13 protein-coding genes are annotated in these 12,055 nt (G+C 72.6%); 12 read left to right on the top strand and 1 reads right to left on the bottom strand.

The window, feature by feature from the left end:
- The 4 genes from dacB to hpt form a co-directional block, all read left to right on the top strand.
- The coding region (dacB, locus tag ACFQ3T_RS28725) for a D-alanyl-D-alanine carboxypeptidase/D-alanyl-D-alanine endopeptidase (protein ID WP_380727854.1) at positions 1–602 on the top strand (602 nt) is incomplete at its 5' end.
- 48 nt (positions 603–650) lie between these two features.
- Positions 651–1,664 (top strand): zinc-dependent metalloprotease, encoded by a 1,014-nt coding sequence (locus ACFQ3T_RS28720; RefSeq protein ID WP_380727852.1) that lies wholly within the window; start codon positions 651–653, stop codon positions 1,662–1,664.
- On the top strand, positions 1,661–2,572 hold the full coding sequence (tilS, locus tag ACFQ3T_RS28715; protein WP_380727850.1) for a tRNA lysidine(34) synthetase TilS: 912 nt from the start codon (positions 1,661–1,663) through the stop codon (positions 2,570–2,572). Before ACFQ3T_RS28720 ends, tilS begins: the two co-directional genes overlap by 4 nt.
- Positions 2,573–2,589: 17 nt before the next feature.
- Positions 2,590–3,141 (top strand): hypoxanthine phosphoribosyltransferase, encoded by a 552-nt coding sequence (gene hpt / locus ACFQ3T_RS28710; RefSeq protein WP_380727863.1) that lies wholly within the window; start codon positions 2,590–2,592, stop codon positions 3,139–3,141.
- A 202-nt stretch (positions 3,142–3,343) separates the two neighbouring features.
- On the opposite strand, the gene ACFQ3T_RS28705 is transcribed toward hpt, so the two are convergent.
- Positions 3,344–5,044, bottom strand: a complete 1,701-nt coding sequence (locus ACFQ3T_RS28705; RefSeq protein WP_380727848.1) for a substrate-binding and VWA domain-containing protein — start codon at positions 5,042–5,044, stop codon at positions 3,344–3,346.
- Positions 5,045–5,480: 436 nt separating this feature from the next.
- Here ACFQ3T_RS28705 and ftsH point away from each other — a divergent pair, with 436 nt between their 5' ends.
- From ftsH to ACFQ3T_RS28665, 8 genes are all read left to right on the top strand, one after another.
- Positions 5,481–7,742, top strand: a complete 2,262-nt coding sequence (gene ftsH / locus ACFQ3T_RS28700) for an ATP-dependent zinc metalloprotease FtsH (RefSeq protein ID WP_380727846.1) — start codon at positions 5,481–5,483, stop codon at positions 7,740–7,742.
- A 5-nt stretch (positions 7,743–7,747) separates the two neighbouring features.
- The gene (gene folE, locus ACFQ3T_RS28695) at positions 7,748–8,386 is read left to right on the top strand and encodes a GTP cyclohydrolase I FolE (RefSeq protein WP_380727861.1); all 639 of its coding nucleotides are present in this window, start codon (positions 7,748–7,750) and stop codon (positions 8,384–8,386) included.
- 29 nt (positions 8,387–8,415) lie between these two features.
- Positions 8,416–9,201, top strand: coding sequence for a dihydropteroate synthase (folP, locus tag ACFQ3T_RS28690; RefSeq protein WP_380727859.1), 786 nt, complete (start codon positions 8,416–8,418; stop codon positions 9,199–9,201).
- A 40-nt stretch (positions 9,202–9,241) separates the two neighbouring features.
- Positions 9,242–9,604, top strand: a complete 363-nt coding sequence (gene folB / locus ACFQ3T_RS28685) for a dihydroneopterin aldolase (protein ID WP_380727856.1) — start codon at positions 9,242–9,244, stop codon at positions 9,602–9,604.
- Positions 9,597–10,079 carry a 2-amino-4-hydroxy-6-hydroxymethyldihydropteridine diphosphokinase gene (folK, locus tag ACFQ3T_RS28680; RefSeq protein WP_380727844.1) on the top strand — a complete coding sequence of 161 codons (483 nt, stop codon included), beginning with the start codon at positions 9,597–9,599 and terminating at the stop codon, positions 10,077–10,079. The genes folB and folK overlap by 8 nt, the downstream gene beginning before the upstream one ends.
- A gap of 61 nt (positions 10,080–10,140) precedes the next feature.
- Positions 10,141–10,797, top strand: a complete 657-nt coding sequence (locus ACFQ3T_RS28675) for a maleylpyruvate isomerase family mycothiol-dependent enzyme (RefSeq protein WP_380727842.1) — start codon at positions 10,141–10,143, stop codon at positions 10,795–10,797.
- 18 nt (positions 10,798–10,815) lie between these two features.
- Positions 10,816–11,268, top strand: a complete 453-nt coding sequence (locus tag ACFQ3T_RS28670) for a DUF3180 domain-containing protein (RefSeq protein ID WP_380727840.1) — start codon at positions 10,816–10,818, stop codon at positions 11,266–11,268.
- 50 nt (positions 11,269–11,318) lie between these two features.
- A partial coding sequence (locus ACFQ3T_RS28665) for a DUF6779 domain-containing protein (protein ID WP_380727838.1) occupies positions 11,319–12,055 on the top strand: 737 nt, incomplete at its 3' end.

Below are 12,055 nucleotides of genomic sequence, written 5' to 3'. Positions count from 1 at the left end.
CGCCCGGCACGGCGGCGCCGGGCGCGAAGGTGCTCGGCGAGGTGAAGTCCGCGCCGGTGGACCAGCTGGTCGAGAACATGCTGCAGATCTCGGACAACGTGCTGGCCGAGACGATCGCCCGCGAGGTGGCCCTGGCCCGCGGCCTGCCGCCGTCGTTCGAGGGTGGCGCCAAGGCGGTGCGGGACGTGCTGACCGAGGCCGGGTTCGACCTGTCGACGTCCACGATCGTGGACGGCAGCGGGCTGTCCCCGAACGACAAGGTGCCCGCGAAGCTGCTCACGGACGTCCTCGCGGCGGCGGCCAGGCCGGACGCGTCCGACCCCCGCACGGTGAAGCTGCGGCCGTTGACGACCGGGCTGCCGGTGGCGGGCGGCAGCGGCACGCTGGCCGGCCGGTACGCGGAGTGGGGCGCCGAGGGACGGGGCTGGGTGCGGGCCAAGACCGGCACGCTGACCAGCGTGAACACCCTCGCGGGCGTGGTCGTGGACACGAACGGGCGACTGCTGGTGTTCGCGTTCATGTCGCTGAGCCCCGACGACGCCAAGGTGGTGCGCGGCGGCCTCGACCAGATGGCCGCCGCCCTGCGCACGTGCGGTTGCTGACAGGTCGGGTGTGTTGTTCGGGCGGTCCGCGCAGGTAGCGTCGACAGGGTGAACCCGGCGACGCAGGACCGCAGTGCCCCGGTCGATTGGGCCCTGGCCGTCACCACGGCGACCAGGCTCGTCCGCCCGGGACCGATCGTGCCCAGGGCCGAGGCGGACATCGCCGTGCACCGCCTGCGCGAGCTGGCGGTGGACGCCGAGGTCCACGTCCGGGAGCTGACCGGCCTCGGGCACGGGCTGCCGCTCAAGCAGGGCGAGGTGGTCGACCGGCCCGCGTGGGTGCGCGCCGCCGTCCAGGGCCTCGCCGCGCTGACCGAACCGGCCCTGCCGAAGCAGTCCGGCGCGTTCGGCGGCGTCCTCGCGGGCACGGCGGGCGTGCAGGCGGGCGTGGTCATCGCGTTCCTGAGCGGCCGGGTGCTCGGCCAGTACGACCCGTTCTCCGCCGGCGGCAGGCTGCTGCTCGTCGCGCCGAACATCGTCGGCGCCCAGCGCGCCCTCGACGTGTCCGGCGAGGACTTCAGCATGTGGGTCTGCCTGCACGAGGGCACCCATCGGCTCCAGTTCACCGCCGTGCCGTGGCTCGCCGACCACTTCGCGGGCCTGGTCGCCGCCCTGCTCGGCAGCATGGACGAGGGTTCCGCGCCACGCCTGCGCGACCTGCCGAAACGGCTCCGCGAGGCCGGTGGCCTGATCGAGCTCCTGCAGAGCCCCTGCCAGCGCGAGGTGCTTGATCGGCTCATCGCCTTGTCGACCTTGCTGGAGGGCCACGCCGACCACGTGATGGACGCCGTCGGCCCGGACGTCGTGCCGTCCGTCCGCACGATCCGCGAGCGCTTCACCGCACGTCGGCAGGGCGGCGGCGTGCTGGACCGCCTGCTGCGGTCCCTGCTCGGCGTGGAGGCGAAGGTCCGCCAGTACGCGGAGGGCGCGGCGTTCACCGGGCACGTGGTCGACGCGGTCGGCATGGAGCGGTTCAACACCGTCTGGACCAGCCCCGACACGCTCCCCACGCGCGCCGAGATCGCCGACCCGGCCGGTTGGCTGCGTCGCGTCAACCCGTGAACGGTCCGCTCGCCGAGGTCCGCACGGCGGTCAAGCGCTTCCTGCGCGAGCACCGCCCGGAGCGGGTCGCCGTCGCGGTGAGCGGCGGCGCGGACTCGCTGGCCCTGGCCGCCGTCACGGCCGGGCTCACCGAGGCGACGGCCGTCGTCGTCGACCACGGCCTCCAACCCGGTTCCGCCGACGTCGCCGAACGGGCCGCGCGCGTGTGCCGTGACCTGGGCCTTCCCGCCGAGGTGCGCCGGGTCGAGGTCACCGGCCCCGGCGGACCCGAGGCGGCGGCGCGACGCGCCCGGTACGCGGCGCTGCGGCCGGAACGCGGGCTCGTCCTGCTCGGCCACACCCGCGACGACCAGGCCGAGACCGTCCTCCTGGGCCTCGGCCGCGGCTCCGGCCCGCGCAGCATCGCCGGGATGCGCGCGCACGACCCGCCGTGGGGCCGCCCGCTGCTGCGCGTGCCGCGCGCCGTGACCGCGGCCGCGTGCGACGAGCTGGGCCTGACGCCGTGGAGCGACCCGCACAACGACGACCCGAGGTTCACCAGGGTCCGCCTGCGCAAGGAGGTGCTGCCGCTGCTGGAGGACGTGCTCCAGGGCGGTGTCGCCGACGCCCTCGCCCGCACCGCCGCGCACCTGCGCGAGGACAACGACGCCCTGGACGAGCTGGCCGCGGCGTTCGACGGAGACTGCCGCTCGGTCGACGAACTCGGCCGCCTGCCCACCGCGCTGCGCCGCCGCGTGCTGCGTCGGTGGCTGCTGCGCGAGCACGTGCCCGAGTTGTCCGACTCGCACCTCCGACGGGTGGACGCCCTGGTGAGTGACTGGCGAGGTCAAGGCGGGGTGTGGTTGCCCGGCGGCTTTGTGGCACGGCGCGCGCATGGCAGGCTGCAAGTGGAACCAGTGCAGTCATGACAAAAGGGGAACCGTCCGTGTACGACGGCGACATCAGTTCCGTGCTCATCACCGAGCAGGAGATCAGCGACAAGGTCACCGAGCTGGCCAACAAGGTCGCGGCTGACTACCCGGCCGACGGCGGGAACGACCTGGTGCTGATCACCGTGCTCAAGGGCGCGGTGATGTTCATGACCGACCTGGCCAGGGCGTTGCCGGTGCCGGTCCAGTTGGAGTTCATGGCGGTCAGCTCCTACGGCTCGTCCACGTCGTCCTCCGGCGTGGTGCGCATCCTGAAGGACCTGGACCGCGACATCGCGGACCGCGACGTGGTCATCGTCGAGGACATCATCGACTCGGGCCTCACGCTGTCGTGGCTGCTCAAGAACCTCGCGTCGCGCAAGCCGCGCTCGCTGGAGGTGTGCACGCTGCTGCGCAAGCCGGACGCGGTGAAGGTCGAGGTGCCGGTGAAGTACGTCGGGTTCGAGATCCCGAACGAGTTCGTGGTCGGCTACGGCCTGGACTACGCCGAGCGCTACCGCGACCTGCCCTACATCGGCACGCTCGACCCGAAGGTCTACTCAGCGTAGAACGACCGACGCGGCCTCGCGGGCGGCGCGATGGCTCAACCCGCCGAACGGCTCTCAGCAGGACCACCCCGCGAGGCCGCGTCGGCCTGTCGCGTCGCCTTTCCCGCCGATCACGCTCTTCGATCGGCGGGAAACGCGACGCGACAGGCCGACTTCCAGGCGGCCGAGCCCGCGACGCCGGAGGCGGCGCAATCCAACACAGTCAACAGTTCGGGCGGCAGCGGCGTTGGGAGATGGCGTCCAGCAGCACGGTTCGGATGTCCTCGGGCTCCATCGCCTGGTAGGCCTTGCCGCCGGTGGCCTCGGCGATCTGCCGCAGCGCGTCCATGTCGGCGTCGGCGCCCAGGCCCACCATGATCATCGGCACGGGCCGCGCGGGGTCCGCTTCCTGCTTGAACGTGGCCAGCAGGGCCGGCAGGTCGATGCTGGAGATGTCGTCGTTGCTGCCGTCGGTGAACAGCGTCACTGAGTTGATCTTCGACGGCTCGTAGGTCTTCTGCATGTGCCGGAACGCGGCCAGCGCCGTGTCGTTCAGCGCCGTGCCGCCGCCGACCAGGGCGGGCAGGCTGCCCGCGCCCTTCTGCAGCTGCGCGCGCCGGGGCGCGCCGGCGATCGGCTCGCCCAGCGGGCCGACCGGCACCAGCTCGATCCAGTCGTTCGGCGGCCTCTTGTTCGTCGAGAACGCCCACAGGCCGATCTCCGAGGTGTCGGGCAGCATCCCCAACGCCGTCAGCGCGGCCTCGCGGGACGCCTCGACCCTGGTCTGGCCGTTGCTCATCTTCTCGGCCATCGAGCCGGACACGTCCAGCACCGCCAGCATCCGGGTGTCCAGGCTGACCGCGCCCCACGTGCGCAGCAGCTCCGACACCTGGTCGGGGTCCGGGGTCTTGAGCACGCGCACGTCGTCGCCGCGCACGCCGTCCTTCTCGTTCGTCCAACCGCCCGGAGCGGCGCCGTCCGGCGTGCGGAAGCCCGCCTCGGCGAACCGCCGCGCGGTCTCCGGCGTGCGCAGGGCCCGCACGAAGCCGTCCGCGGCCTGCGCCGTGCCCGCCTGCTCGCCGAGCCGGCTCACCCGCACCACCGGGTAGTCGAACGCGATCGTGCCCTCCTTGGGGTAGGAGGCGACGACCCGGCGTGACGCGGCGGCCCGGTTGGCGGCCAGCACGGACTGCTCCGACGCGGTGAAGACCGGCGCGTTCTCCTCGCCCTGCACGACCTTGCCGAACGCGTCGCGCACGGACGGCAGCGCGTCGCGGCCGACCCGGAGCAGCGCGCCGATCAGCTCGGGCTTGGGCGTGCCGTCGGGGTTGCCGAGCTGCGCGCGGATGACGGCGAGCGTGGCCAGGCCCTCGGTGGAGGTGGTGGGGTTGCTCAGCGTCACGCTGACGCTCGGGTCGACGACCTTCGCCCACGTCACCGGCGCGATGGGCCAACCGAGTGACGACATCGCCCGCTCGGAGCCCGCGATCACGAGGGGTGAGCTGGCGAGGGAGTCGAGGATGTCCAGTCGCGGCGCCTCCGCGCCCTCGTCGCCCGCCTGCCGCTGGGTCTCGGCGGCCCACATGGAGGAGTCCGGCACCCACAGCGCGGGCGGGTTGATCTGGGCGGTCGGCAGCTCGTTGGAGACGTCGGCCGCGCCGCGGGCCTCGACCTGCACCTGGACGCACTTGCCGTCCACGACGGGCTGAGTGGCCTGGTAGTCGTCCGCCGCGCCCCGCACGACGTCCGCGATCGCGGGCGTGACGGCGATCTTGAGGGGCAGCGTGCCCTGGCACTCCGGTCCGCTCGTGGCCCGCAGCGCCACCACGGCGACACCGGCGGCGGCGACCACGCCGAGCAGCGCGCCGAGGGGCAGGGCGACGCGGCGGAGACGACCGGGGCGGTCCGGGGTGCGAGTGGACATGCTGTTCGTACCTTTGGTCGGTGTTCACCCTTATGGGGTGCGCGGCATTAACACTCCGTGGTTGCCGAGGATGACACGGCCCGCTCACATGACAAACTCTCGTGTTCTATCTCACTCGAGTGGTCCTCACATCGTCGCTACCTGCTAGTAACGCGGTACCCCTCGTGAGTGTTACGGCGCTGGTCGACGCCCGGTTCATGATCGACTGGAACCGCCTCGCGAACGTCGCCGACCCGTGCCGCGTGTCCGCCGTCACCAGCGAAGAGTCGCCGGGAACACCAGACCGTCCCCGCCCGTTGGTCGGGCAAGACGCGACAGGGCCCGCACGCGGAGCGCTCTGCCCGAGCCACGGGCGGTACGCTGGTCGGACGGGTGTGCCCGTCTGCGCCCGTCGACAAGTCAGGGAGGGTCGAGGCCGCCCGCCGGCCGTAAGTGCATGGACCGCAAGCGCCTGCTTCGCAACCCGCTGCTGTGGATCGTGGCGGTGTTGTCGCTGTTTTTCGTCTTCAACGTGCTCTTCGACGACAACCGGGGCTACACCCCGATCAAGACGTCCCAGGCACTGCAACAGATCCGGGACGGCCAGGTCAAGGAAGCCACGCTCGAGGACAAAGAGCAGCTCCTCAAGCTGACCCTCAAGGACGGGGTGACCGTCGAGGGCAGCAACCGGGTGCGCGCGCAGTTCCCGGCCAGCTCCACGGACGAGATCTTCACCATCCTCGACCAGGCGAACAACAAGCCGGTCGTCGAGACGAAGGTCACGCAGGACTCGTTCCTGATGCAGATGTTGCTGTACATGATCCCGCTGGGTCTGCTGCTGCTCCTGCTGATGTGGATGATGAACAACGCCCAGGGCGGCGGTAATCGCGTCCTGAACTTCGGCAAGTCCAAGGCCAAGCAGCTGTCGAAGGACATGCCCAAGACGACGTTCGCCGACGTCGCGGGCGCCGAAGAGGCCGTCGAAGAGCTGTACGAGATCAAGGACTTCCTGCAGAACCCCGGCCGCTACCAGGCGTTGGGCGCGAAGATCCCGAAGGGCGTGCTGCTGTACGGCCCGCCCGGCACCGGCAAGACGCTGCTGGCGCGCGCCGTGGCCGGTGAGGCCGGCGTGCCGTTCTACTCGATCTCCGGCTCGGACTTCGTGGAGATGTTCGTCGGCGTCGGCGCCTCGCGCGTCCGCGACCTGTTCGAGCAGGCCAAGCAGAACGCGCCCTGCATCATCTTCGTGGACGAGATCGACGCGGTCGGCCGCCACCGCGGCGCCGGCATGGGCGGCGGGCACGACGAGCGGGAGCAGACCCTCAACCAGCTCCTCGTGGAGATGGACGGCTTCGACTCGCGCGGCGGGATCATCCTGATCGCGGCGACGAACCGGCCCGACATCCTCGACCCGGCGCTGCTGCGCCCCGGCCGGTTCGACCGGCAGATCCCGGTGTCCGCGCCGGACCTCAAGGGCCGCAAGCAGATCCTCCGCGTGCACGCCAAGGGCAAGCCGTTGGCCCCCGAGGCCGACCTCGACGGCCTGGCCAAGCGCACCGTCGGGTTCTCCGGCGCCGACCTGGCCAACGTGGTCAACGAGGCCGCCCTGCTCACCGCGCGCAAGAACGGCACGGTCATCACCAGCGTCGAGCTGGAGGAGTCCGTCGACCGCGTGATCGGCGGTCCGGCCCGCAAGAGCCGGATCATCTCCGAGAAGGAGAAGAAGATCACCGCGTACCACGAGGCCGGGCACGCCCTGGCCGCGTGGGCGATGCCGGACATCGACCCGGTCTACAAGGTCACGATCCTCGCCCGCGGCCGGACGGGTGGTCACACCCTCTCCGTGCCGGAGGAGGACAAGGACCTGATGACCAGGTCGGAGATGATCGCCCGGCTGGTGTTCGCGCTGGGCGGCCGCTCCGCCGAGGAGCTGGTCTTCCACGAGCCGACCACCGGCGCGTCCAACGACATCGAGCAGGCGACCAAGATCGCCCGCGCGATGGTCACCGAGTACGGCATGTCCGCCAAGCTCGGCGCCGTCAAGTACGGCCAGGAGCAGGGCGAGCCGTTCCTCGGCCGCAGCATGGGCCGGCAGGCCGACTACTCGCTCGAGGTCGCGCACGAGATCGACGAGGAAGTCCGCGAGCTGATCGAGGCCGCGCACACCGAGGCGTACGAGGTGCTGAACACGTACCGCGACGTGCTCGACGCGCTCACGCTGGAGCTGATCGAGAAGGAGACCCTGCACCAGAAGGACCTGGAGCGGGTCTTCGCCGGCGTCGAGAAGCGCCCGCGGATCACCAAGTTCAACGACTTCGGCAACCGCACCCCGTCGGACAAGCCGCCGGTCAAGACCCCGGCGGAACTGGCCAAGGAGCGCGGCGAGCCGTGGCCGCCCGCGATCGAGGACACGCTGGAAGCCGAGCCGCCGGTGCCGGACCCGACGCGGACGCCGCCCAACGGCAACGGCGCCCAGCAGCCCCAGGGCCACCCGCAGCCGTACCCGCAGCAGCAGCCGCAGCCCTACCAGCAGCCGCAGCCGCAGCCGTACCAGCCGCAGCACCCGTCGTCCGGCCCGCCGAACTACGGCGCGCCCCCCGGGTGGACCCCGGCCACGGTGCCCGGCGGCGCCCCGCAGCCACCCCAGTGGCAGCCGGAGCCGACGGACGCGGAAGCGGGGAAGCGGTCCTTCGACGCGGACCCGGACAACCGCAAGTGACCGGGATCGACCGCACGGAGCTCGACCAGGCCGGCCTCTCCGGAAACGGGGGGGCCGGTCTCGCGCGCCGCCCCTTCGACCAGAAGCGCGCCGAGGCGGCGGTGCGCGAGCTGCTGCTCGCGTGCGGTGAGGACCCGGAGCGCGAGGGGCTGCGCGACACCCCGGCCCGGGTCGCGCGGGCGTACCGGGAGCTGTTCGCCGGGCTCTACACCGACCCGGACAGCGTGCTGGCGAAGACGTTCGACGAGAGCCACGAGGAGTTGGTGCTGGTCACCGACATCCCGATGTTCTCGTTCTGCGAGCACCACCTGCTGCCGTTCCACGGCGTGGCGCACGTCGGGTACATCCCGAACGAGCACGGCCGGGTGACCGGGCTGTCGAAGCTGGCCCGGCTGGTCGACCTGTACGCCAAGCGGCCGCAGGTGCAGGAGCGGCTGACGTCGCAGGTCGCCGACGCGCTGGTGCGGCGCCTCGAACCGCGCGGCGTGATCGTGGTGGTCGAGGCCGAGCACCTGTGCATGGGCATGCGCGGCGTGCGCAAGCCCGGCTCGCGGACCACGACGTCGGCGGTGCGGGGGCTGCTGCGCAGCTCGGCGTCGTCCCGGGCCGAGGCCATCGAGTTGATCAAGGGACGACTGCGGTGAGCGTGCCCGCGCCGGGGCACTGCGTGGTGATGGGCGTCCTGAACGTCACCCCGGACTCGTTCTCCGACGGCGGCCGGTACCTCGACGTCGACGACGCGGTCGCGCACGGCGTGGCCATGTTCCGGCGCGGCGCGGACCTGGTCGACGTCGGCGGCGAGTCGACCCGTCCCGGCGCGGGCCGGGTGTCGCCGCCGGTGGAGGCCGCGCGGGTGGCGCCGGTGATCCGGGCGCTGGTCGCCGAGGGCGTGCCGGTCAGCGTGGACACCATGCGCGCCGAGGTGGCGCGGGCGGCGCTGGAGGCCGGCGCGTCGATCGTCAACGACGTGTCCGGCGGCCTGGCCGACCCGGAGATGGCGCCGCTGGTGGCGTCCGCCGGGGTGCCGTACGTGCTGATGCACTGGCGCGGGCACAGCAGGCGGATGGACCAGCTGGCCGTGTACGACGACGTGGTGCGCGACGTGCGCGACGAGCTGTGCCGCCAGGTGGACGCCGCCCTGGCCGCGGGCGTGGCGTCGGACGACATCATCCTCGACCCCGGCCTGGGGTTCGCGAAGGACGCCACGCACAACTGGCAGCTGCTGCACGGGCTGGACTCGTTGCTGCAACTGGGTTTCCCGGTCCTGGTCGGCGCGTCCCGCAAGCGCTTCCTCGGCGCCCTGCTCGGCGACCGCGCCCCGGACGGCCGCGAGGACGCGACCGCGGCGGTCTCGGCGCTGGCCGCGTTCGCCGGCGCGTGGGGCGTGCGGGTGCACGACGTGGACAAGTCCCTGGACGCCGTCGCGGTGGCGCGGGCGTGGAGGCTCGGCCATGCCTGACCGGAACGGCGCGGCGGAGGGTGGCCCGGAGGTGGGCGGCATGTCGGACCGCATCTCGCTGCGGGGCCTGCGGGTGCGCGGGTTCCACGGCGTGTTCGAGCACGAGAAGCGGGACGGCCAGGACTTCCTGGTGGACGTCACCGCGTGGCTGGACCTGTCCCGGGCGGCGGCGACGGACGACCTGCGGGAGACCCTGCACTACGGGGAGCTGGCCGAGCGGGCGGCGGCGATCGTGGCGGGCGGCCCGTACGACCTGATCGAGACCGTGGCGGGCAAGATCGCCGACGAGGTGATGACCGACCTGAGGGTCCGCGCGACCGAGGTGACCGTGCACAAGCCGTCCGCGCCGATCCCGCTGGCGTTCGGCGACGTGTCCGTGACGATCCGGCGGACCCGTGACTAGGGCGGTGCTGTCGCTCGGCTCGAACCTCGGCGACCGGCTGGGGTACCTGCGGATGGCCGTGGCCGGTTTCGCCGACGTCCTGGTGGCCGCGTCGCCCGTGTACGAGACCGCGCCGTGGGGCGTGACCGACCAGGACGACTTCCTCAACGCCGTGCTGATCGTCTCCGGCGACGTGGACGAGTGGGGCTGGCTGCGCCGCGGCCAGGCGCTGGAGCAGGCCGCCGGTCGCGTTCGAGACCGCCGCTGGGGCCCGCGCACGCTCGACGTGGACGTGGTGACGGTCGACGGCGTGCGGTCGACGGACCCGGAACTCCTCCTCCCGCACCCCGGCGCGCATGAACGCGCCTCGGTGCTCGTGCCCTGGCTGGACGTGGACCCGGACGCCGAAGTCCCCGGCCGCGGCCGCGTGCGCGACCTGGTGGCGGGCCTGGACCTGACCGGCGTCACCCGCCGGGACGACCTCCAGCTCCGCTGACGTGCGGCGCGGGACTGCGCCGGCCGCACGACGGGGTTAGCGTTGCCGCGGAGGTGGCGCGATGAGCAACGCGGTCACTTACGACGCCGCCCGGCGGCGGATCATCAGCCTGGCCACCGGCGGGGATCCGGGCGCGCCCGTCGACGCCTGTCCGGGGTGGACGGTGAAGGACGTCGTCGCGCACCTCGCCGGCGGGCTCGGGGACTTCGCCGAGGGGCGGTTCGAGGGCGTCGAGGACGGCTCGTGGGGCGAGCGGCAGGTGCGGGAGCGGCGGGACCGCGGCCTGGGCGACCTGCTGGTCGAGTGGGAGCGGAACTTCCAGGTCGCCGAAGGGCTGTTCGACTCGCCGATGGGCGCGGTGCTGGTGGCGGAGATCGTCTCGCACGAGCACGACATCCGCACGGCCCTCGGGCGCCCCGGCGAGCGCGACAACGTGGCCGTGCGGGCGGCGTTGACGCGACCGTTGCAGGAGTTGGACAAGCGGATGCGGGCGCGGCACGTGCCCGCGCTGCGGATCACGCTGGAGCACGGCGACCGGGTGGTGGGGGAGGGCGACCCGGCCGGTTCGCTGCGCACGTCGTCGTTCGAGCTGCTGCGGGTGCTGGGCGGGCGGCGCGACGAGGAGCAGGTCCGCGGCCTCGACTGGGACGTCGACCCGACGCCGTGGCTGTCGGTGCTCGCGTTGTTCGGCAAGCGCGACACCGCCCTGGTCGAGTAGTTCGGGGACGATGGTGGGGTGAGGTTCACCAAGCCCCGTGACCTGCTCGCCGCCGGACTCGTCGCGGGCCTGCTCGCGCACCTGCTGATCAGGCTCGCCTACGACACGCTCCCACCGCTGCCGACGTTCGCCGGGTTCACCCTGCTGGTGATCGCGGCGGTCAACGGGTGGCTCGGCTTCTCGCTGCGCGCCCGCATCCTCCGCAAGCCCGGCGCGCAGCCGGTGGAGCCGCTGACCGCGGCGCGGGCGGTGGCGCTGGCCAAGGCGTCGTCGTTGCTCGGCGCGATCATGCTGGGCGCCTGGGCGGGGGTGTTGGTCTACGTGCTGCCGGCCCGCGGCGACTTCGAGGCGGCGGACCACGACACCGTCAGCGGGATCGTCGGCGCGGCGTGCGCGGCGGTCCTGATCGGAGCCGCGCTGTGGCTGGAACGCTGCTGCAAGACGCCTGAAGACCCCCACAGGGATCAGTGAATACAGACGCCGAGGTCTCAATCGGATAACTCACCGGTACGGTAGACGCCATGACCGGGCGAGGCGCGTCGGAAGATGACGAGCAGCAGGATCGCGGTCGTGGCTTCGCGCGGCTACTGCTCGTAGCGGCATTGGCGCTCGCGCTCGGGGCCGCGGCCGTGCTGGTGCTGAGCGACAACGCCCGCTGGCTGCGGCTCGCGGTCGTCGCCGCGCTGTGGGCCGCGCTCGTCGGCGCGTTCCTCGCCGCGCGCTACCGCAAGCAGGTCGTCGAGCGCGCCGACGAGGTGGCCGACCTCCAGTCGGTGTACGAGCTGGAGCTGGAACGCGAGGTCGCCGCACGTCGCGAGTACGAGCTGGAGCTGGAGGCGGAGACCCGCAAGCGGGTCCAGGAAGAGGCCCGGGACGACCTGGAGGCGCTGCGCGGCGAGCTGCGCGCCCTGCGGGAGAACCTGGAAGCCCTCCTCGGCGGCGAGGTGCTCGTCGAACGGGTGGCGCTGCGCGCCGAGTCGACCCGGATGCGCCACCTGTCCGACCAGTCCCGGCTGATGGCGGTGGGTGACAAGCGGATCATCACGGCGGGGTCGGCGGTGCCGGTCGCGAAGAAGGCCGCGGACAAGCCGCAGGCCGACCGCACCGAGCTGATCGAGCGGGTCAACGTCGACGCCGGCCGCAAGGACCAGGTTCGGCGTCCCGAACCGACGCGCCCCGAGCCCGCGCGCCGCGAGCCGGCCCAGCCGGTGCGGCGCGAACCGGCCCGTGCCACCGCGCAGCCCCGACCCACGCCGCC

This window comes from Saccharothrix hoggarensis, assembly GCF_042678885.1.
In the GTDB taxonomy this organism is placed as follows: domain Bacteria; phylum Actinomycetota; class Actinomycetes; order Mycobacteriales; family Pseudonocardiaceae; genus Actinosynnema; species Actinosynnema hoggarensis.
This window is presented reverse-complemented; position numbering and strand designations above follow the sequence as displayed.

Coding starts and splice junctions, on each gene's coding strand:
- ACFQ3T_RS28705 (WP_380727848.1), bottom strand. CDS start 5,044: ATGTCCACTCGCACCCCGGACCGCCCCGGTCGTCTCCGCCGCGTCGCC.
- ftsH (WP_380727846.1), top strand. CDS start 5,481: ATGGACCGCAAGCGCCTGCTTCGCAACCCGCTGCTGTGGATCGTGGCG.
- folP (WP_380727859.1), top strand. CDS start 8,416: ATGGGCGTCCTGAACGTCACCCCGGACTCGTTCTCCGACGGCGGCCGG.
- folB (WP_380727856.1), top strand. CDS start 9,242: ATGTCGGACCGCATCTCGCTGCGGGGCCTGCGGGTGCGCGGGTTCCAC.
- ACFQ3T_RS28675 (WP_380727842.1), top strand. CDS start 10,141: ATGAGCAACGCGGTCACTTACGACGCCGCCCGGCGGCGGATCATCAGC.